Annotated in this window: 20 protein-coding genes; 14 read left to right on the top strand and 6 right to left on the bottom strand. The window is 71.7% G+C overall.

The genetic code is table 11. The features are described 5' to 3' along the window. Nucleotides 1-26: 26 nt before the first annotated feature. Nucleotides 27-377, bottom strand: a complete 351-nt coding sequence (locus LCN96_RS08335; RefSeq protein ID WP_225272001.1) for a nucleotide pyrophosphohydrolase — start codon at nt 375-377, stop codon at nt 27-29. Nucleotides 378-418: 41 nt separating this feature from the next. Between LCN96_RS08335 and LCN96_RS08330 the strand changes: the two genes are divergently transcribed. Genes LCN96_RS08330 through LCN96_RS08320 form a run of 3 tightly spaced genes read left to right on the top strand, consistent with a single transcriptional unit; the run spans nt 419 to nt 3314 of the window. Continuing rightward, nucleotides 419-859, top strand: coding sequence for a MarR family winged helix-turn-helix transcriptional regulator (locus LCN96_RS08330; RefSeq protein ID WP_225272000.1), 441 nt, complete (start codon nt 419-421; stop codon nt 857-859). Nucleotides 860-905: 46 nt separating this feature from the next. Then, complete coding sequence (locus LCN96_RS08325) at nt 906-1775, top strand: alpha/beta fold hydrolase (RefSeq protein WP_225271999.1); 870 nt, start codon at nt 906-908, stop codon at nt 1773-1775. A 24-nt stretch (nt 1776-1799) separates the two neighbouring features. Continuing rightward, complete coding sequence (locus LCN96_RS08320; RefSeq protein ID WP_225271998.1) at nt 1800-3314, top strand: serine/threonine-protein kinase; 1515 nt, start codon at nt 1800-1802, stop codon at nt 3312-3314. A gap of 261 nt (nt 3315-3575) precedes the next feature. Here LCN96_RS08320 and LCN96_RS08315 read toward each other — a convergent pair whose 3' ends face one another. Then, entirely contained in the window at nt 3576-4022 is a 447-nt protein-coding gene (locus LCN96_RS08315) for a winged helix-turn-helix transcriptional regulator (protein WP_225271997.1), read from the bottom strand. Nucleotides 4023-4142: 120 nt separating this feature from the next. Between LCN96_RS08315 and LCN96_RS08310 the strand changes: the two genes are divergently transcribed. After that, complete coding sequence (locus LCN96_RS08310) at nt 4143-5015, top strand: aldo/keto reductase family oxidoreductase (protein WP_225271996.1); 873 nt, start codon at nt 4143-4145, stop codon at nt 5013-5015. Between the two features lie 45 nt (nt 5016-5060). Here the strand turns inward: LCN96_RS08310 and LCN96_RS08305 are convergent, their stop codons facing one another. Beyond that, nucleotides 5061-6068, bottom strand: a complete 1008-nt coding sequence (locus LCN96_RS08305) for a LacI family DNA-binding transcriptional regulator (RefSeq protein ID WP_225271995.1) — start codon at nt 6066-6068, stop codon at nt 5061-5063. Between the two features lie 145 nt (nt 6069-6213). On the opposite strand from LCN96_RS08305, the gene LCN96_RS08300 reads away from it, so the two are divergent. The 10 genes from LCN96_RS08300 (at nt 6214) to LCN96_RS08255 (ending at nt 16867) form a co-directional block, all read left to right on the top strand. Next, nucleotides 6214-7503, top strand: a complete 1290-nt coding sequence (locus LCN96_RS08300; RefSeq protein ID WP_225271994.1) for an extracellular solute-binding protein — start codon at nt 6214-6216, stop codon at nt 7501-7503. 74 nt (nt 7504-7577) lie between these two features. Beyond that, nucleotides 7578-8459 carry a carbohydrate ABC transporter permease gene (locus LCN96_RS08295; protein WP_225271993.1) on the top strand — a complete coding sequence of 294 codons (882 nt, stop codon included), beginning with the start codon at nt 7578-7580 and terminating at the stop codon, nt 8457-8459. Continuing rightward, nucleotides 8456-9298 (top strand): carbohydrate ABC transporter permease, encoded by an 843-nt coding sequence (locus LCN96_RS08290; protein ID WP_225271992.1) that lies wholly within the window; start codon nt 8456-8458, stop codon nt 9296-9298. Before LCN96_RS08295 ends, LCN96_RS08290 begins: the two co-directional genes overlap by 4 nt. A 4-nt stretch (nt 9299-9302) precedes the next feature. Then, the gene (locus LCN96_RS08285; protein WP_225271991.1) at nt 9303-10670 is read left to right on the top strand and encodes a glycoside hydrolase family 5 protein; all 1368 of its coding nucleotides are present in this window, start codon (nt 9303-9305) and stop codon (nt 10668-10670) included. Nucleotides 10671-10817: 147 nt separating this feature from the next. Next, nucleotides 10818-11768 (top strand): STM4015 family protein, encoded by a 951-nt coding sequence (locus LCN96_RS08280; protein ID WP_225271990.1) that lies wholly within the window; start codon nt 10818-10820, stop codon nt 11766-11768. A gap of 1 nt (nt 11769) precedes the next feature. Beyond that, complete coding sequence (locus LCN96_RS08275; protein ID WP_225271989.1) at nt 11770-12855, top strand: STM4015 family protein; 1086 nt, start codon at nt 11770-11772, stop codon at nt 12853-12855. Further along, entirely contained in the window at nt 12852-13937 is a 1086-nt protein-coding gene (locus LCN96_RS08270) for an STM4014 family protein (protein WP_311132242.1), read from the top strand. The genes LCN96_RS08275 and LCN96_RS08270 overlap by 4 nt, the downstream gene beginning before the upstream one ends. A gap of 29 nt (nt 13938-13966) precedes the next feature. Continuing rightward, nucleotides 13967-14791, top strand: a complete 825-nt coding sequence (locus tag LCN96_RS08265; RefSeq protein WP_225275942.1) for an STM4013/SEN3800 family hydrolase — start codon at nt 13967-13969, stop codon at nt 14789-14791. Beyond that, nucleotides 14778-16046, top strand: coding sequence for an STM4012 family radical SAM protein (locus LCN96_RS08260; RefSeq protein ID WP_225271988.1), 1269 nt, complete (start codon nt 14778-14780; stop codon nt 16044-16046). Before LCN96_RS08265 ends, LCN96_RS08260 begins: the two co-directional genes overlap by 14 nt. Next, nucleotides 16040-16867, top strand: coding sequence for an STM4011 family radical SAM protein (locus LCN96_RS08255; RefSeq protein ID WP_225271987.1), 828 nt, complete (start codon nt 16040-16042; stop codon nt 16865-16867). The genes LCN96_RS08260 and LCN96_RS08255 overlap by 7 nt, the downstream gene beginning before the upstream one ends. Before the next feature lie 10 nt (nt 16868-16877). On the opposite strand, the gene LCN96_RS08250 is transcribed toward LCN96_RS08255, so the two are convergent. The 3 genes from LCN96_RS08250 to LCN96_RS08240 all read right to left on the bottom strand — a co-directional run bounded on the left by LCN96_RS08250 (nt 16878) and on the right by LCN96_RS08240 (nt 19969). Next, nucleotides 16878-18014, bottom strand: coding sequence for a DUF6745 domain-containing protein (locus tag LCN96_RS08250; protein WP_225271986.1), 1137 nt, complete (start codon nt 18012-18014; stop codon nt 16878-16880). Then, on the bottom strand, nt 18014-18310 hold the full coding sequence (locus LCN96_RS08245; protein WP_225271985.1) for a hypothetical protein: 297 nt from the start codon (nt 18308-18310) through the stop codon (nt 18014-18016). Before LCN96_RS08245 ends, LCN96_RS08250 begins: the two co-directional genes overlap by 1 nt. A gap of 87 nt (nt 18311-18397) precedes the next feature. Further along, entirely contained in the window at nt 18398-19969 is a 1572-nt protein-coding gene (locus LCN96_RS08240) for a hypothetical protein (RefSeq protein WP_225271984.1), read from the bottom strand. Nucleotides 19970-20024: the final 55 nt, after the last annotated feature.

The following is a 20024-nucleotide window of genomic DNA, read 5'->3' as shown; positions in this document are numbered from 1 at the left end:
CAGGCGCGCGGATCACGACAAGCGCGTCAGGACGGTGGGGCCTTCCTGGCGGAGCCCCGGTAGAGGTCGGCGTCGTAGCGGCGGTCGTTGTCGTCCAGCTTGGCCCGCGCCGCCTCCAGCAGGTCCACACCGAGCACATCCGCCAGCCGGACCAGGTAGAGGGTGACGTCGCCCAGCTCGGTCCGCATCCTGGCGAGCGTCTCCGGCCCGGGGTCGCGCGACTCCTCCGCCGTGAGCCACTGGAACTCCGCCACCAGCTCCCCGACCTCACCCGCCAGCGCCATCGCCAGATTCTTCGGAGTGTGGAACTGCTCCCACTCCCTGACCCGCGCGAACTCCCGCAGCCGCTCGGCCAGACACTCCAACTCCGTCGTCACGCCACCCGACCCTACCGAGCCGCGCAGGTATGTTGCGTAGCGTGAATGGGGTCGAACTGTTCCTGCTGGGCCGGGCATTGATGAAGATCGGCGAGGAGGCGATGCCGTCCGAGGGGATCGGCGAGCAGCCCACGAGCGCCCGCACCGTCCTGATCGTCGTGAGCGACCTGCGCGCCCACCCGCGGACGACGGTGGGCGAGATCGCCGCCCGCACGGGGCTGCCGCAGAGCGCGGTGTCCGCGGCCATCGGGCGGCTGCGCACGGCGGGGGCCGTGATCGCCGAGACCGACCCGAGGGACCGCCGCCGGACGATCATCACGGAGGCGCCCGAGGTGTCGGAGCGGGTGACGCGGGTGCGGGACACCCCGATCGACGCCGCGCTGGCCGCCGCGCTGGGCACGGACGATCCCCAGCGGGTACGCGAGACCGTGGCAGCCCTGGAGGAGCTGGCCGATCGGCTCATCCCCCAGCTCCGCCAATAATCCATCAAACTTGATACATCAAGAATGATGAATTAGGGTTCATGGCATGACGATGTTGAGCGTGCACGAGGCCGACCTTTACTACGAGACCCGCGGCACCGGGCCGTACCTGCTGATCTCGCAGAGCGGCGAGGGCGACGCCGGCCGGAGCGTCGACCTGGTGGACCACCTCGCCGACGCGTACACCGTGATCACCTACGACCGGCGCGGCCTCAGCCGCAGCAGCACCAGCACCGGGACGGCGGCGAGCGCCCGCGAGCACGCCGACGACCTACCGGCGAGCATCCAGCAGCACGCCGACGACGTGCACCGGCTGCTGGCCCACCTCACCGACCGCCCCGTCATCATGCTGGGCCTGAGCCTGGGCGCCTCCATCGGCCTCCACCTGGCCATGCGCCACCCGGAGCAGCTCAGCCTGCTCATCGCCCACGAGCCCGTCTCCCCCTGGCTCCTGCCGCCCGCCGAACGCGAGAGGCACCGGGCGGAGCTGGCCGAGCTCCGCGACCTCTACCTCCGAGCGGGCCTCCCGGCCGCGATCAAGGAGGTGGCCCGGGTCCTGGGCATCACCGGAGGCACCGCACAGGGCGGCACCGGCGCCGATCCCGAGCCCGGCCTGACCCCGCACCCCATGACCCCCCGACGCCAGGCGAACTTCGACTACTTCATCCGCCACGACTTCCGCGCCGTCATCGAGGACGACCTCGACCTGACCGGCTGCCGCACCCGCATCCTGCCCGCCGCCGGCCTCACCACCCCGCCCGCCGTCTTCGACCGCCGCTGCGCGGACGAGCTGGCCGCGCTCCTGCGCACCGAGGTCGCGATGCTGCCCGGCGGCCACAACGGCAACCTCACCCACCCCCGCGCGTACGCCGCCCGCCTGCGCGATCTTCTCCCCGAACTCCTGCCTGTCCCCTGACCCCACCCGTGTACGCTTCCGCGCGTGTCGGAATTATCGGTCCCGGGTTACGAGATCAAGGGCGTGCTGGGCCAGGGCGGCTTCGGCGTGGTCTACCTCGCCCTGCAGTCGGCCGTCGGCCGTGAGGTGGCGCTCAAGGTCGACAACCGGGTGCTGCTGTCCGAACGCGACCAGCGCCGCTTCCTCCGTGAGGTCACGGCCGCCGGCGCACTGTCGGGCCATCCGCACGTGGTCCCCGTCTACGACGCGGGCGTGCTGCCGGACGGGCGCCCGTACATGGTGCTGGAGCTGTGCCCGGGCGGCTCGCTGGCGGGGCGGGTGCTCTCCCCCGCCGACGCCAGGGACGTCGGCGTCCGCATCGCCGACGCGCTCGCCGCCGCACACGCGCAGGGCGTCCTGCACCGCGACGTCAAACCCGCCAACATCCTGCTCAACCGGTACGGCCAGGTGGCGCTCTCGGACTTCGGCCTGGCCACCATGCCCGCCTCCGGCCCCGACGCCTCGGTCACCCGCGAGTCGCTCACCCCGTCCTATGCCCCGCCCGAGGCGTTCGAGCTGGCCGAGCCGTCGCCGGCGGGAGACGTGTACGCGCTCGCGGCCACCGTCTACGCGCTGCTGTCCGGCCGCCCGCCCCGGTTCCCCGAGAGCGGCGTCCCCAACCTGGCCATGATCCTCGCCCTGCACCGCCTGCCCGTCCCCGACATCCCGGGCGTCCCCCCGGAGCTGACAGCCGTCCTCCGCCGCGCACTGACCAGCGACCCCCGGCACCGCACCCCCAGCGCGGCAACCCTCCGCGACGAGCTGGCCGCCGTCCCGCTCCCCCCACTACCCGCTCGGCCCGTCGCGCCCCCGATGCACCACCCGGCCTCCTTCACCCCAGGACGCCCGCCCCAGCCCACCAACCCCCCGAACGAGCAGCCCACCAGCCCCCCGGCGGCACCCCACGGCGTCAACAAGGTCCTGGTAGCGATCATCGCCGCCCTGTCGCTGGTGATCGTGGCCGGCGCGGGCGTGTTCGTCTACACCCAGATCATCCAGCAGCCTCCCGCGCGCGAGCAGGAGACCGCCGCCGCCCCGGGCACCGCCACCACGACCCCGAAGAAGAAGGAGCCCAGCGTCTTCACCGGCCTGGACACCTACACCGAGAACTGCCCGGCCGCGAGGATCAAGGGCGGCGGGGCGGCGTGCGTGCGGGAGGCGGAGTGCTGGGGCGGCCTGGTCATCATCGTGGGCGACACCAAGGCCAGACGGCTGGGTTGCGAGGAGTCCCACTCCTGGGAGACGTTCGCGGTCGCCCCGATCCCGAAGGACGCCGAGACGTACGTGCAGCAGGACCTCGCCAGGCATCCGACCGTGAAGAAGGTCTGCAGCCGCACGGTCCTCCTGGCCACCAGGACCGGCACGGCGCGGAGCCTCGCCGCGGGGTGGGAGGCGGACGTGATGCCGCCGTCGCAGTCCCAGTTCGAGGACGGGGTGCGGTTCTACCGCTGCATCGCCAGCCGGACCGGGGTGGACTCACGCAAGTCCTACTTCCACTGACCGTGCATGGCCGGCGGGGCGCGATGGGAGCCACCCCGACGAGTCCGACCAGCCGGCCATGCACCGCCCGTCCCGGCGATGCGCACCCGCACCTATCCGCCTCGCACGATCCGGCCGCTGGAGGCAAGCCCAGAACAGCGCGCCACCGGAGATCACCGGCACTGTCCTGCTCGACGACGCTCCTCCTCAGCCGCTTGCTCCAAGCGCTTCGAGGCTCTCGCCAACGGCGGCTGGGCGATGTGGCGACGTCCGACGGATCGATCAGGCGAGGCGGGCATCGTAGGTCTCGCGGTTGGCGAGCACCTCGTCCATGTTCGTCTGCGCCCACTCCTTGAGGCCGCGCATCATGCCGTGCAGGGAGAGACCCAGCTCGGTCAGCTCATAGGTGACCGTCACGGGCACGGTCGGCGTCACGGTGCGGGTGATGAGCCCGTCGCGTTCGAGGGAGCGCAACGTCTGCGTGAGCATCTTCTGGCTGACACCGGCCAGCAACCGGGACAGCTCCGAGTAACGCATCGGCCGGGGCTCACCCACACAGGCCACGCCACCCCGCCCGTCGGAGCCGCCACCGCCGAGCGCGGCCATGATGAGCATGACCCACTTGCTGGAGATCCGGTCGAGCAGCTTGCGGCTCGGACATGCCGCGAAGAAGGCGTCGTACTCCGCCTTGTCCTGTGCCCTCTGCTGAGCCGCCGTCGTCGTCGCCATCAACCCGCTCCTCTGACCCGCCGGTTTGTTACGCACTTCGAAGTGCCTACTTCCCGCTAGAAAGTTACCTCCAGATACTGGAGCAACAAACTGTTGGGAACTACCTGAAGAGACAGAGGCATGAGCACGTTCACCACTGCGCTTCCCGGCGGCACCTGGAACCTGGGCGACCTGACCGTGACCCGGTTCGGCTACGGCGCCATGCAGCTCGCCGGCCCCGGGGTGATGGGCCCGCCGGCCGACCGCGACAGCGCACTCGCCGTCCTCCGCGAGGCCGTCGACCTCGGGATCACCCACATCGACACCAGCGACGCCTACGGCCCGCGCATCACGAACCAGCTCATCCGCGAAGCGCTGCACCCGTACCCCGAGTCGCTGCGCCTCGTGACCAAGGTCGGCGCGACCCGCGACGAGCAGGGCGGCTGGCCACCGGCGCGCAAGCCCGAGGACCTCCGCCGGGCCGTGCACGAGAACCTCGAAGCCCTGGGCCTGGACGTCCTCGACGTGGTCAACCTCCGGCTCGGTGACGCTCAGGGACCGCAGCCCGGCTCGCTCGCCGAGCCCTTCGAGGCGCTCGTCGAGCTGCAGCGGCAGGGCCTCATCCGGCACCTCGGCGTGAGCAACGCGACGGCGGAACAGGTCGCGGAGGCGCAGGCCATCGCGCCGATCGTGTGCGTGCAGAACATGTACAACCTCGCCTATCGGCAGGACGATGCGTTGATCGACGAGCTTGCCGAGCAGGGGGTGGCTTACGTGCCCTTCTTCCCGCTCGGTGGCTTCAGTCCGCTGCAGTCGTCGGCGCTGTCCGCGGTTGCCGGGCGGTTGGGGGCGACGCCGATGTCCGTCGCTCTGGCGTGGCTGCTGCATCGGGCGCCGAACGTTCTGCTGATTCCCGGGACGTCGTCGGTGGCGCATCTGCGTGAGAACGTCGCCGGGGCGGGGCTGTCGCTCTCCGATGAGGACCTCGTCGAGTTGGACAAGATAGGCCGGTAGCTGGGCGACGGGGGCGGGCTCCCGACGGCCGACCGCCCCGTCGAGTCACGGGTGGGCCGTGCTGTCCCGGACGATGAGCTCCGTGGCCAGTTCCACCCGCTTCGTCTCCGGCACCTCCCCATGCCCCATCGCCAGCACCGTCCGGGTCGCCAGCGCCGCCATCTCCTGCAACGGCTGACGGACGGTGGTGAGCGGGGGCCAGGCCGACTTGGCGAGGGGGAGGTCGTCGAAGCCGACCACGCTGAGGTCCTCGGGGACGCGCAGGCCGCGTTGCCTGGCCGCCTCGAAGACGCCGAACGCCATCAGGTCGCTGCCCGCGAAGATGGCCGTGGGCGGCTCCGGGAGGGAGAGCAGGGCGTGGCCCTGGTCGTGGCCGGACTCGACGAGGAAGGTGCCGCGTCTGATCAGCTCGGGGACGACCGGGAGGCCGGCCGTTTCCAGGGCCGCGCGGTAGCCGTCTATCCGGGCCTGGCTGCACAGCATGTCGGCGGGGCCGCTGATCATGCCGATCCGCCGGTGGCCGAGCTCCAGCAGGTGGCGGGTGGCCGCCAGGCCGCCGTTCCAGTTGGTGGCGCCCACCGAGATGACGCCGGGGGCGGGCTCGCCCTCCGGGTCCACCACCGCGAACGGCAGGGAGCGCGCGCTGAGCTGGGCCTGGATGCCGGTCGAGAGCCGCGAGGCGACTATCACCACGCCGTCCGTGCGCCGGGCCGCCAGGCGTTCGAGCCAGTCACGGCCCGGGCCCGCGTGCGTGTGCAGGACCGAGATGACGACGCTCGCGCCGGCCTCGTGGGCCGCGCTCTCCGCCCCTCGGACGATCTCCATGGCCCAGGGCGACTCGATCTCCGCGAAGACCAGGTCCACCAGGCCGGCCGGGGTGTCGTCCTGGCTGATGCGCCGCTGGTAGCCATGCTCCTGCAGCAGCCGTTCGACCCTGTGGCGGGTCGCCGGAGCGACCTCCGGACGCCCGTTGATGACCTTCGAGACCGTCGGAATGGAGACTCCGGCCTCCTCCGCGATCAGTGCGATCGTCACCCGCCTCTTCGCTGACACAAATCGGGAGTGTATCCGAAAGTTTCGGTTTGGGATCGCTCCCGGTCGAGGTGTTGACGCTTTACCTGGCATTTACCTACGATCACGCCAAAGAAATTATCGGGGGGTTCACGAAACTTTCGACCCAACTGAGGAAGGGACCCCGATGAAACGCAGTCTCGTGTTGGTCGCGGCCGCGGTGCTCCTGGCCGGCTGCGGTGGCGGCGGAGGTGGGGAGACCACTCCTCAGCAGAGCGCGGGCGGTGCGCCCGCCAAGGTCACGCTGGAGTGGTGGCACCTCTCGACCGCCGAGCCGCTGAAGTCGCTCTGGGCACAGCGCGCCAAGGAGTTCGAGGCCAAGAACCCGCACGTCACGATCAAGGCCACGGTTCTGGAGAACGAGGCCTACAAGGCCAAGCTGACCACGATCACCCAGTCGGGCAACGCCCCCGACGTCTTCGCCTCCTGGGGCGGCGGCGTGCTGAAGCAGCAGATCGACGCCGGCCTGGTCAAGGACATCTCGGCCGACGTCGCCGACGTGCTGCCGAGCTTCACGCCCGCGGCGCTGAGCGCGTACCAGCTGGACGGCAAGACCTACGGGCTGCCGACCGACATCGGGCTGGTGGGTTTCTGGTACAACAAGAAACTTTTCGAGAAGGCCGGCATCACCGAACCGCCCGCGACCTGGTCGGCGTTCCTGGAGGACGTCAAGAAGCTCAAGGCGGCGGGCGTCACGCCGATCGCGCTGGCCGGCAAGGAGAAGTGGCCCGGCCACTACTACTGGGCCTACCTCGCCATGCGCATCGCCGGGCTGGACGCGCTCAAGCAGGCGGCCGTCGACCACGACTTCACCAAGCCCGACTTCGTGGCCGCCGGTCAGCAGGTCAAGGCGCTGGCGGACCTGCAGCCGTTCCAGAAGGGCTTCCTGGGCGCGGCGTACTCCACCCCGGACGGCCAGTCCGCCACGGTCAGCAACGGCAAGGCGGCCATGGAGCTGATGGGCCAGTGGGCGCCGAGCGTGCAGGCGGACTCGGGCAAGGGGCTCGGTGACGACCTGGGCTTCTTCCGGTTCCCCGCGGTCGAGGGCGGCAAGGGCTCGATCGACGACGCGTTCGGCGGTGGCGGCGGGCTGACCGTCGGCTCGGACGCGCCGAAGGAGGCCATCGACTTCGTCAAGTTCATGACCGAGATGGGCAACCACTCCAAGGCCGTGGAGTCCGGCGGCGTGCTGCCGGTGCTCAAGGGCGAGGAGAGCGCGGTCAAGGACCCGAACCTCAAGCAGGTGGCGACGCTGCTGGCCAGCGCGAGCGGCTACCAGCTCTACCTGGACCAGGCCTACCCGCCGGCCGTCGGCCAGCAGGTCAACGACAGCGTGGCCGAGCTGATCGCCGGGACGAAGACGCCTGAAGAGGTCGGCGCGGACATCACCGAAGTGGCCAAGAGCGAAGCCGGATGACGACGCTCACGAAAGGGCCGGAGGCTCTCAGGCTTCCGGCCCCCGCGCCTGCCGCCAGACGCCGTGGCCGCTGGGTGACCATCGCCCTGTTCCTGCTGCCGGCGCTGGTGCTCTTCGTCATGCTGGTCGTGGCCCCGATGCTGGTGGCCCTGTACGCGAGCGTGTTCAGGTGGAACGGGTTCGGCGGCCTGCCCACCAACTTCATCGGGGTGGACAACTTCACCAGGCTGTTCAGCAGCGAGATCTTCGCCCAGGACATGCAGCACCTGCTGGTGCTGGTGGTGTTGTCGATCGGCGTGCAGTTGCCGTTCTCGCTGGCCATCGCCATGCTGCTGAACCAGCGCATCCGCGGCCGGGCGCTCTACCGCGTGCTGTTCTTCGCGCCGTACGTGCTGTCCGAGGTCATCACGGGCGTGCTGTTCTCGCTGATCCTGTCTCCCGAGTCGGGCATGGCGAACCAGGTCCTGTCGGTGTTCGGCTGGGAGTCGGAGTGGCTGGCCGACCCCGACACCGTGATGATGTCGCTCTTCCTGGTCATGACCTGGAAGTACTTCGGCTTCCACATGATGATCTACCTCGCGGGACGGCAGAACATCCCGAACGAGCTGGTCGAGGCCGCCCAGATCGACGGCGCGACGGGCTGGAAGACGTTCAGGTACATCACGCTGCCGCTGCTCGGCCCGACGATCCGGATCAGCATCTTCCTGTCCGTCATCTACACCATCCAGCTGTTCGACCTGGTCTGGATCCTGACCGGCGGCGGGCCCTCGCACTCCTCGGAGACGATGGCCGTCACCATGATGGACTGGGGCTTCAAGCGCTCCCAGGTCGGCTACGCCAGCGCGATCAGTGTCGTGATGTTCGCGCTCAGCCTCGTCTTCGCCCTCGTCTACCAGCGGTTCGTGCTGCGCCGCGACCTGGAGGGCGCGATGACCTCCCAGGGAGCCCGGCCATGAACCACCAGAAGCCGCTCAAGCGCCGGCGCAACACGCTGCCCCTGCACGTGATCGCGGTCATCGTGGGCGTGTTCATGGTCATCCCCGTCGTCTACGCGCTGCTCGGCGGGTTCAAGGACAACAGCGAGCTGTCCGCCAACCCGTTCGGCCTGCCGACCGAGTGGATCACCGCCAACTACACCGACGTGCTGGGCTCCGGCTCGTTCTGGCAGCAGTTGTGGAACAGCACGTTCATCGCGGTCGTCACAACCGTGGTGACGGTCGCGCTGTCGGCGCTGGCCGCGTTCGTCTTCGCCCGGTTCGCCTTCCGCGGCAGGGAGCTGTACTTCACGCTGTTCACCGCGGGGCTGATGTTCCCGTTCGCGGTGGCGATCCTGCCCATCTTCGTGATGCTGCGCACGCTGGGGCTGCTGGACAACCCGCTCGGCGTGATCCTCACGCAGGCCGCCTTCGGCCTGCCGCTGACGATCATCATCCTGCGCGGCTTCTTCCGCAGCATCCCTGGCGAGATCGAGGAGGCGGCCACGATCGACGGGTGCTCGCCGTTCGGGTTCTTCTGGCGGATCCTGCTGCCGATGGCCAGGCCCGCCATCGCCACCGTCTCGGTGCTGGCCATCGTGGGGAGCTGGAACAACTTCATGCTCCCGCTGGTGGTCTTCAGCGAGGAGACGAGCTGGACGCTGCCGCTCGGCATCCAGCAGTTCCAGGGCCAGTACGCCTCCGACACCGCCCGCATCCTGGCCTATCTCATCCTGGCCATGGTGCCCGCGCTCGGGTTCTACGCCATAGCGGAACGTCACCTGGTCGGTGGGCTCACCGCGGGTGCGACGAAGGGGTGACTCCATGCTGCATGTGTCCGGAACCCAGCTCGTGACGGACGACGACGCGCCGGTACGGCTTCGGGGGGTGGGTCTCGGGGGCTGGATGAACATGGAGAACTTCATCACCGGCTATCCGGCCAACGAGAGCTCCATGCGGTACGCCCTGCGCTGCGTGCTCGGCGACGACCGGGCCGAGCTGTTCTTCGACCGGCTGCTGACCTCGTTCTTCACCGAGCGGGACGCCGCCCTGCTGGCCGGGCTGGGCATGAACTGCGTGCGCATCCCGGTCAACTACCACCACTGGGAGTCCGACGACCGGCCTCTGGAGATCGACGAGCGCGGCTTCCGCCACCTGGACCGGGTGATCGACCTGCTGGGCGAGCACGGCCTCTACAGCGTGATCGACCTGCACGCGCTGCCCGGCGCGCAGAATCAGCACTGGCACTCCGACAACCCCACCCACGTGGCCGCGTTCTGGCAGCACCGGCACTTCCAGGACCGGGCGATCCACCTGTGGGAGGTCATCGCCGACCACTACCGCGACCATCCCTGGGTGGCGGGCTACAACCCGGTCAACGAGCCGGGCGACATGACGGGCAAGGTGATCGGCCCGTTCTACGACCGGCTGGTGAAGGCGATCAGGGCCGCCGACCCCGGGCACGTCCTGTTCCTGGACGGCAACACCTACTCCACCGATTTCTCGATATTTCGTGAGGTGTATGAGAACACCGTCTTCGTCATGCATGACTACGCGCTGGCCGGTTTCGCCCACGGCGGCCCCTACCCGGGGTACACCCGCGGCGAGTGGTGCGACCGGGCCGAGCTGGAGCGCACGTTCGCCAAGCGCTCCCGCTTCCAGCGCGAGACGGGCACGCCGCTGTGGGTGGGCGAGTTCGGGCCCGTCTACACCGGGGATCCGGCCGTGGACCGGCAGCGGCTGCAGATCCTGCGCGACCAGCTCGCCATCTACGACGAGCAGGACGCGGGCTGGTCGCTGTGGACGTACAAGGACGTGGGGCTGCAGGGCCTGGTGCACGCCGCGGGTCCGTACCTGGACCGGTTCGGCGACTTCATCGCCAAGAAGCGGCGGCTCGGCGTGGACCGGTGGGGCTCGACCATGGAGGAGTCGGCGGACGAGCTGGCCCCGCTGCACGCGCTGGTCGAGACTGAGTTCCCCGGCTGGGACCCGTACCCGTGGGGCGCGCGTTACCAGGCCGACGACCTGATCAGGCACATCCTGCTGGCGCAGGCGATGCTGCCCGAGTACGCCGAGCTGTTCCGCGGCCTGTTCGACGACGAGCTGCTCGACCTGGCCGACTCGTTCCTGCTGGAGCGGTGCGTACGCCGGGAGCCGCTGCTCGACCTGCTGGCCGACAACCTCAAGGCGTGACGCCGTCGCCCCCGGGGCCTGCCCGCCGACCGTCAGGGACGCGGGCGGCCACTGGGGGCGCCGACTTTTCAAGGGATAGATCCTGAAATGTCGGGTGGATCTGGTAGGACAGGAGCCTCTGAGACCCCCCGGACCCTAGGACCACCCGTGATCTTCGACATACAGCCCACGAACAGCGAGGACTACCGCGAGACCTACGCCGGGCTGCCGGTGGCGGACACGCCCCTCGACGAGGAGGAGCCCCAGCCCGACCCCGGCGCGGTCGCGTGGCGCCTGAGCGCCTGCGAGGGGGACGAGTTCGAGGAGATCTCCGAAAGTTTCGACTGGTTCTTCGACAATGTCGACACGGAGAAGGTCAAGGCCATCGTGATCGGCGAGTGGGAGGACTGCTACGACACCGACAGCGCCGACATCGTCGCCCGCCTGGCCGAGCACGCCGACCGGCTGCCCGAGCTGCGCTCCGTCTTCCTCGCCGCGATGACCTGGGAGCAGTCGGAGATCTCCTGGATCCAGCAGTGCGACGTCACGCCGCTGCTGGAGGCGTTCCCGAAGCTGGAGCGGCTGGAGGTGCGCGGCGGGTCGGGGCTGGCGTTCCCGCCGGTGCGGCACGAGTCGCTGCGCGTGCTCAGGTTCGAGACCGGCGGCCTGCCCGCCGAGGTCGTGCGCGGGGTCGGCGGCAGTGACCTGCCCGCGCTGGAGCACCTGGAGCTGTGGTTCGGCGTCGATCAGTACGGCGGCGACTCGACGGTGGACGACTGCGCCGGCCTGCTGAGCGGGCAGCGGCTGCCGAGCCTGCGCTACCTGGGCCTGCAGAACTGCCCGTACGCCGACGAACTGGCCGCCGCCGTGGCCGCCGCACCCGTCGTGGCGCGGCTGGAGGCGCTGAGCCTGTCGATGGGCTCGATCGGCGACGAGGGCGCCGAGGCACTGCTCAGCGGGCAGCCGCTGACCCACCTGCGCCGGCTCGACCTGCATCACAACTACCTGAGCAACGCGATGGCGGAGCGCCTGCTCGCGGCGCTGCCCGGGGTCGAGCTGCGGCTCGACGACCGGCGCAGCCGCGAGGAGGACTGGCGCTACGTCGCGGTGAGCGAGTGACGTGGACGACTCCCGCGACGACTCCCGCGACGACTCCCCCGACGGCTCCTGCGGCTCCTACGAGGACTTCGACGAGGACTTCGACGAGGACTTCGAGGACAGGCCGGCCGATCCCCGCGACCCCGGCGACACCTTCCTGCCCCAGGAGGCCGTCTACCGCTCCGATCTGGGCGGCGACCACCGGGAACGCTTCGCCGGCCTGCCGGTCAGGAGCATCGAGGAGAAGGTCCCCGGCCGCCCCGACCAGGTCGCCTGGCTGGTGACCGACGAGACCGGCTTCGGCTTCGCCGACGACAAGGACGCCACGGAGCTGGCCACGGAGCTGGACCTCCTGTTCCGCCAGGTGAACCCCGCCCAGGTGACGGCCCTCGCCGTCACCGGCCACGGCGCCGTCAACGCGCCCCTGCTGCTGGCGCGGCACGCCAAGCGGCTGACCCGGCTGCGCTCGGTGTTCCTCGGGTTCATCGAGCCCGAGCACTGGGAGATCTCCTGGATCCGGCACGGCGACATCACGCCGCTGCTGGAGGCGTACCCGAAGCTGGAGCGGCTGGAGGTGCGCGGCTCGCAGGGGCTGCGGCTGCGGCCGGTCACCCACGAGCACCTCAGGGTGCTGCGTTTCGAGTCCGGCGGGCTGCCGGGCTCCGTCGTCCGGGCGGTCGGCGCCGGTACGTTCCCCGCGCTGGAGCACCTGGAGCTGTGGCTCGGCGTCGAGCAGTACGGCGGCGACTCGACGGCCGCCGACCTGGACGGCATCCTGTCGGGCACCGGGCTGCCCGCGCTCAAGCGGCTCGGGCTGCGTGACGGCGAGCGGATGGACGAGGTGGCCGCGGCCGTGGCCACCGCTCCCGTGGTCGCCCGGCTGGAGGAGCTCAGCCTCGGCATGGGGACGCTCACGGACCGGGGCGCGGAGGCGCTGCTCAGCGGGCAGCCGCTGTCCCACCTGCGGGTGCTCGACCTGCGCCACCACTTCCTCGGCGACGACATGGTGCGCCGCGTCCGGAACGCGCTGCCCGGGGTGACCGTCGATCTGGCCGAGCAGTGGCGCCCCGAGGACGACGGCTGGATGTACGTGGCGGTGAGCGAGTGACGGTGTCCTTCGCCGTCGTCGGGACGCCGCAGGACCGCCGGGTCACGCTGTTCCGCGACGCCGTGCTCGCCCGCGGCCTCGCGGAGCCGCACGTCATCGCCTGGCGCGACGTGCTGGCCGGGCGGGAGCTCAGCGCACCCACGGGCGCGTCGGCCGGGCGGGAACTCGCAGCGCCTTCGGACGTGCTGCTGCGCATCGACTCGCCCGGCGAAGATCCGCAGGCCGACGCGTTGCTGCGCGGCCCCGGCGAGCCGTCGCGGGTCGGCGGGGGCGCCGCCTGGTACCGGGCGTTCACCGCCGGGCTGGCGCGGATCACGGCCATCCCCGGCGTACGGCTGCTGGGCGACGCGGGCGAGATCGGCGTGATGTTCGACAAACGGCGCTGCCACGCGCGGCTGTCGGCGGCCGGGGTGCCGGTGCCGGAGGGCTTCTCCGCCGGTTCGTACGAGGAACTGCGGGACGCCATGGCGGCCCGCCGATGGGCCCGCGTGTTCGTCAAGCCGGCCCACGGCTCGTCGGCGTCCGGCGTGATCGCCTTCCAGGCCCACGCAGGCCGGGTGCACGCGGCCACGTCGGCCACCTGGGTCGGCGGGGTCCTGTGCAACACGCTGCGGGTCAGGGCCGTGACCGACGAGGCGGAGGTGCGGCGCCTGGTGGACTTCCTGGCGCCCGACGGGCTGCACGTCGAGCGGTGGTTCCCCAAGGCGTCCGCAGGCGGGCGGGCGTTCGACCTGCGGGTGGTGACGGTGGCGGGCAGGCCCACGCACGCCGTCGTGCGGACCAGCCGCAGCCCGATGACGAACCTGCACCTCGGCGGCTCGCGGGGCGACCTGGAGGTGGTGCGGGGGCGGGCCGGGCTGTGGGAGCGGGTGCTGGAGGCGGCGGCGCGGGCGGCCGGGTGCTTCCCGCGCAGCCTGAGCACGGGCGTGGACGTGATGGTCGGATCGGACTGGCGGTCGGTGGCGGTGGCGGAGGTCAACGCGTTCGGGGACCTGCTGCCGGGCTTGGGGGATTTTTCGGGACATGGGCGAGACACATACGCCGAACAGGTCGAGGCGGTGCTGACCGGCGCATGGACATGAACGAGACGGGGCCGACCCGCGCGCTGGGCATGAACGAGACGGGGCCGACCCGCGCGCTGGACATGAACACGATCGTGGGTAGCCACGACATCCTGCTCGTCACGCTCGACACGCTGCGCTACGACGTGGCCGCCGCCCAGGCCGAGGCCGGGCTGCTGCCCGGCCTCCTGCCACCGGGCGTGCGCTGGGAGCGGCGGCACAGCCCGGGCAGCTTCACCTACGCCGCCCACGCCGCGCTCTTCGCCGGCTTCCTGCCCACGCCCGTCACCCCTGGCCCGCACCCCCGGCTGTTCGCCGCCACGTTCCCCGGCAGCGAGACGACGGCGGCGGGCACGTGGGTGTTCGACGCGCCCGACCTGCCCGCCGGGCTCGCGCGGGCGGGCTACCACACGGTGTGCATCGGCGGCGTCGGCTTCTTCAACAAGCTGACCCCGCTCGGGTCGGCGCTGCCCGGCCTGTTCGCCGAGAGCCACTGGGAGCCGGAGTTCGGCGTGACGAACCCCGCCTCGCTGGAGCACCAGATCGACCGCGCCGCCGAGGTGCTGACCCGCGTGCCCGGCCCCGTCATGCTCTTCCTCAACGTCTCGGCCCTGCACCAGCCGAACCACTTCTACCTGCCAGGGGCCACCGGCGACTCCCTGGACAGCCACGCCGCCGCGCTGCGTTACGTGGACCGCCACATCGGGCGGCTCTACGCGCTCATGCGCCGCCGCCGGCCCTGCCTGGCCATCGTCTGCTCCGACCACGGCACCGCGTACGGCGAGGACGGGCACGCCGGCCACCGCATCGGCCACGAGGTGGTGTGGACGGTCCCTTACACCCATTTCGTCCTGGAGAGCCATGCGGCCGTATGAGAGTTACGTCTACGCCTACCCGCACAAGACCGCCTACCGGCCGCTCGACCCCCGGCCGCGGCTGAAGGAGGTCTGGGCGGGCGAGCGGCCGGGCGCCCTGTACGTGCACATCCCGTTCTGCGAGATGCGCTGCGGTTTCTGCAACCTGTTCACCCGCACCGGCGCCCCCGAGGAGCTCGTCACCGCCTACCTCGACGCCCTCGAACGGCAGGCCGAACAAGCCCGCGAGGCGTTGCAGGAGACCGGCTTCGCCACGGCGGCGTTCGGCGGCGGCACGCCGACCTACCTCAGCGCCCGCGAGCTGACCCGCCTGTTCGACCTGACCGAGCGCACGATGGGCGTGGACCTGGCGCGCCTCCCGCTGTCGGTGGAGACCTCCCCCGCCACCGCCACCCCCGACCGCCTGTCCGTGCTGGCCGAGCGGGGCACGTCGCGGATCTCCATCGGCGTGCAGAGCTTCGTGCCCGAGGAGGCCCGCTCGGCCGTGCGCCCCCAGAAGCGCGCCGAGGTGGACGCGGCGCTGGACACGATCAGGGCGTCCGGCGTGCCGGTGCTGAACATCGACCTGATCTACGGCATCGACGGCCAGACGCCCCGCTCGTGGCTGTACTCGCTGGACACCGCGCTCGGCTGGCGGCCCGAGGAGCTCTACCTCTACCCGCTGTACGTCCGGCCGCTGACCGGGCTCGGCAAGCAGGGCCGCGCCTGGGACGACCAGCGCCTGGAGCTGTACAGAACGGGCCGCGACCACCTGCTGGCCGCCGGCTACGAGCAGGTGTCGATGCGCATGTTCCGCCTGCCCGGTTCGCCCGGCTCCACCGGCTACTGCTGCCAGACCGACGGCATGGTGGGCCTGGGCTGCGGCGCCCGCTCGTACACCAGTGCCCTGCACTACTCCTTCGACTACGCCGTCGGCGCCCGCCACGTGCGCTCGATCATCGACGACTACGTCACCCGGACCGACTTCACCACCGCGAACGTCGGCTTCGCGCTCTCCCCGACCGAGCGCAGGCGCCGCCACCTCATCCAGTCGCTGCTGCAGGCCGAGGGCCTGTCACGACGCCTGTACGCCGACCAGTTCGGCACCGACGCGCTGGCCGACTTCCCGCTCCTGGACTCCTTCGGCGAGTGGCTCACGGTCACGGACACCGCCGTCACGCTCACCCCCGACGGGCTGGCGTACTCGGACGCGATCGGCCCCGCCCTGTTCTCGCCGCGGGTCAGGCAGCTCATGGACGGATACCAGGCATGCTGACCATCCTCTACCGCGGCCCCCTGGCGAGCTGCGACTACGACTGCGCCTACTGCCCGTTCGCCAAGCGCCGCGACACCCCGGAGCAGCTCCGCGCCGACCGGGCGGCGCTGGAACGGTTCACGGCCTGGGTGGCCGGGCGGGACTTCGAGGTGTCGATCCTGTTCACGCCGTGGGGCGAGGGCCTGGTCAGATCGTGGTACCGGCGCGCCCTCGTGGAGCTGTCCGCGCTGCCGCACGTGGCCAGGGTCGCCATCCAGACGAACCTGAGCTGCCGTACGGACTGGCTCGCGCAGGCGTCGGAACGGGCCGCGCTGTGGGTCACCTACCACCCGACGCAGGTCCCGTACGAACGGTTCCTGGCCAAGGTCCGCTCCCTGCCCGTCCGGCACAGCGTCGGCATCGTCGGCGACCCGGCGCACCTGCCGCACGCGCGACGGCTGCGGGCCGACCTGCCGCCGGAGACGTACGTGTGGGTCAACGCCGAGGAGGGCCGTCTCTACACCGACGCCGAGGCGGCCCAGTGGGCGGCCATCGACCCCCTCTTCGCCTACAGCCGCTTCCCGCACGCCAGCGCGGGCCTGCCGTGCCGCACCGGCGACAGCGTGATCTCGGTGAACGGCGACGGCACGGTGCGCCGCTGCCACTTCGTCCCGAAGGTGCTGGGCAACCTCTACGACGGCTCCTACCTGCCCGCCCTGCGGCCCCGCCCGTGCCCGGCCACCGCCTGCGACTGCCACATCGGCTACGTGCACCTGGAGCCGCTGGGCCTGTACGACGTCTTCGCGGGCGGCGTCCTGGAGCGCATCCCACGCCTCTCGTAGGCCCCGTCGGTCAGGTCTCGCGCTCCGGCCGGTAGTCCGCCTCGGCGAGCCCGAACGTCCACGCCACCCCCTCCCTGGCCCGCCGCACCCACGGCGGCACCCGCAGGAAGTAGGTGCGGCTGGTGCCGTCGGGCTCGGGGGTGGAGTTGACCACCTCCACCATGACCAGCGCCTCGTCGTCCGGCAGCTCGATCCGCCACAGCACGCCGGTCTCGTCGGACTGCACCGGCTCGGCGCCCGACTCGGCCAGGTAGCGCTCGATGCCGAAGTGCTCCAGCATGGCGCGGCGCAGCTCGGCGTTCGGCTCGGCGCGGATGCGCTCCGGGGTGAGGCCCGTCATCGTGGCGCCGAAGCCGGGCGGGACGGGCATGCCGTGCCAGGCGTGCAGGGCGAAGCCGTCGGCGTAGGACACGGCCGGGCCGTCGGCGCGGTGCGGGCGGCCCAGGTCGTCGAGGTGCAGCTCCACGGGACGCTCGGTGACGATGGCCAGCCGCTCGTACGGCCACCACCAGCCCGCCCGCTCGGCCACCCGCATGAGCCCGCCAAGCCCGTCGGCGTCGTCGAACGCCGACAGCCAGGGCGCGTCGTGCTGCCCGAGCACGGCGTCGAGCGTCACCCGGCGCAGCCGCTCGCCGTCCTGGTCGGCCCCGAGGTCGGTGATGCGGCCCCGGCCGGCCGCGACCGCGCTGTCTCTGCCCGAGCCCACGGCGCGCCCCGCGCCCCAGTCGGCGATGGCCCGCCGCAGGTCACCGACGAGCCGCTCGACCTGCGGCCACAACCGCCCGCCCGTCTCGGCCCACCGCTCCGCCCACCCGCCCGGCCCCAGCTCGGCGTACGCGGCGGCCCTGGCCCGCTCCCACGGCCCGGTGCGCACGGCCTCACGCACCGACCGCCCCGGATCACCACCCCCGTGCGCCGGCACCGCCGTGCCGTTCTGCTTCACGATGGCCTGCTCCAGCGACGCGCGCACCTGCTCGTCACCCGTCAGCCACGCCGCCGCGACCGCGCCGGCCAGCGGCGACGGCAGCACGAGCACCCGCTCGGGCTCGGCCAGCCCCGCCTCCCGGTACGCCTGCCGCACGGCCTCCTCGGCGCCCTCGCCCGGCCCGGTGGCGACGGCGACCCGCTCCCACGTCAAGGTCGTCATCAGTCGGCCACCACGCGGTAGGAGCCCGGCACGTACTCCCGCTGCCGCACCACGCGGTACCAGCCCTTCGGCAGCGAGATCGCGGCGTGCTCCTCGTGCACCAGCCTGCCGCCCTCGGGCAGGTGCAGGAAGCCGCGCGACAACGTGCCGGGGCCGGGGATCGCGTGGCAGTGCCCGGTGGCCTCGCCGTGCGCCAGCACGAGCCGCCCGCGGGCGTCACGCGGCGCGGGCCGCAACCCGCCGGGAACGGACTCCTCGGGGACGGGCACGATCAGGATGTCGCCCTGTCGGTACATCGACCAAACCTCCATCGATCGGGGGGATGATCGGAAACTAGCGGCGGGCACCGACAGAAACCGGCTGCCGGGGATCCTGAGGCGGCGTCAGCGGCTCGCGTAGCCGCTGGTGCTGGTGTGACCGGCCGCGTTCGTGGCGGTGACGGAGGTCCACGGCCACGCGTACGGGACCCAGGCGGAGTCGAGCCGCCCCCGCGAGTGCCACTCCTGCGGCACCACCGCGCCGCCGGGCTCGAAGCGCAGGGAGCCGCCCTGGAGGTGGTACCCCTCGACGAGCACGCCCGGCCGCCCGTCGCGGGTCTGCTGGGAGGCGTGGACGATGATCGGCTGCTGCCACCCGGCCGCGATGTCGTCGGCGAGCGACGGGGTGTCGTGGCGGGCCTGGCAGGTGAAGAAGGGGTCCCAGCCGTACGAGATGATCTTGACGGGGTGCGGCCCGGACGCCATCACCTGCTGGTCGAGCCGGGCCTTGGTGGTGCGCCCGCGGGGCGGCAGCGGGTCGGCCCTGCCGCACTCGCCCTCGGCCGGGGTGGGCTCGAAGCCCTCGACGTTCACCCACAGCTCGACCCCGTCGGGCATCCGCCGGGCGGCGGCCGCCACGTACGCGCTGGTGGGCCCGTAGTACGCCTGCGCGTTGGACACCTCGCCCACGACCGGCACCAGCCGGGGCACCACCTTGGCCGCGCCCTCCCCCGGCCCGTGCACCGGCACCTTGCCCGTGCCGCGCCCGTCCTGCACGGCGACCGCCATGGGCAGGCCGGCCCGGGTGCCCGCGAGGTCGGCCAGGCCCTCGGCCACCTGTGACGGCGGGAAGCCGCGGCCCCTGCGGGCGTCGATGTACGGGCTGACCACGATCTTCTTGCCGGGCAGGGCGGCGGCGACCACGGCGTGCTGGGCGGTGTAGAGGGAGATGATCGGGTCGCGCTCCGCCCGCGCCCGCATGGCCAGCTCGAACGACTGGTACACCCCGCCGAACGCCGGCAGCCCGGCGAACCGTGCCCGGTAGTCGGCCAGCACCCGGGCGGTGAAGGTGTTGAGCGCCGCGAGGTGGGCGGGGTCGGGCTCCCACGGCTTGTCGGCCCGCTGCGAGGCGGCGGGCAGCCCGGGGAAGACGGTCATGCCGTACGCGCTCGCCTCGCGCATGAGGTGGCCCAGCCCGTCGCCGTCGGTGGCCACGAGCACCAGGTCGTGCTCGGCGGCGGTGCAGGACTCGGCCAGCGTCAGCCGGTAGAAGGTGCGCCCGCCGCTGTCGATCCGCCGGTCGATGCCGGGGCAGCGGAGCAGGCCTGGCCCGAACTCCTCGCCCGTCAGGTACGTGTAGACCTGGCGGACGCGCTGCCCCGGCACCTCGGCGCAGGGCCGCCCGTCGGCCAGGCAGTCGGGGAAGTCGGGGTCCTGCCCGGCGTTGAACCGGGGCCCGAACGTGATCAGCGTGTCGCCGCCGATCGCGTGGATCGCCTCGACCATGCGCTGGGTGACGCATCGGTCGGCGCGCGGGATCACCCAGTAGCCGGTGACCGCGTAGGGCGCCACGACCCGGGTGTCACGCGGGGGGCACTCCCCGGCGGGCTCGGGGTCGTCGGCGGGAACGACCATGCCCACCACGAAGGCGACCGCCACGATCAGCCACAGGATCCGGTGCACCCACGCCCCTTCCACGCCCGGCCTCCAGCCTACGCGGCGACCCCCGCCGCGCACCGTCACGATCTGGTCG

Source organism: Nonomuraea gerenzanensis, assembly GCF_020215645.1.
Classification (GTDB): Bacteria; Actinomycetota; Actinomycetes; order Streptosporangiales; family Streptosporangiaceae; genus Nonomuraea; species Nonomuraea gerenzanensis.
This window is presented reverse-complemented; position numbering and strand designations above follow the sequence as displayed.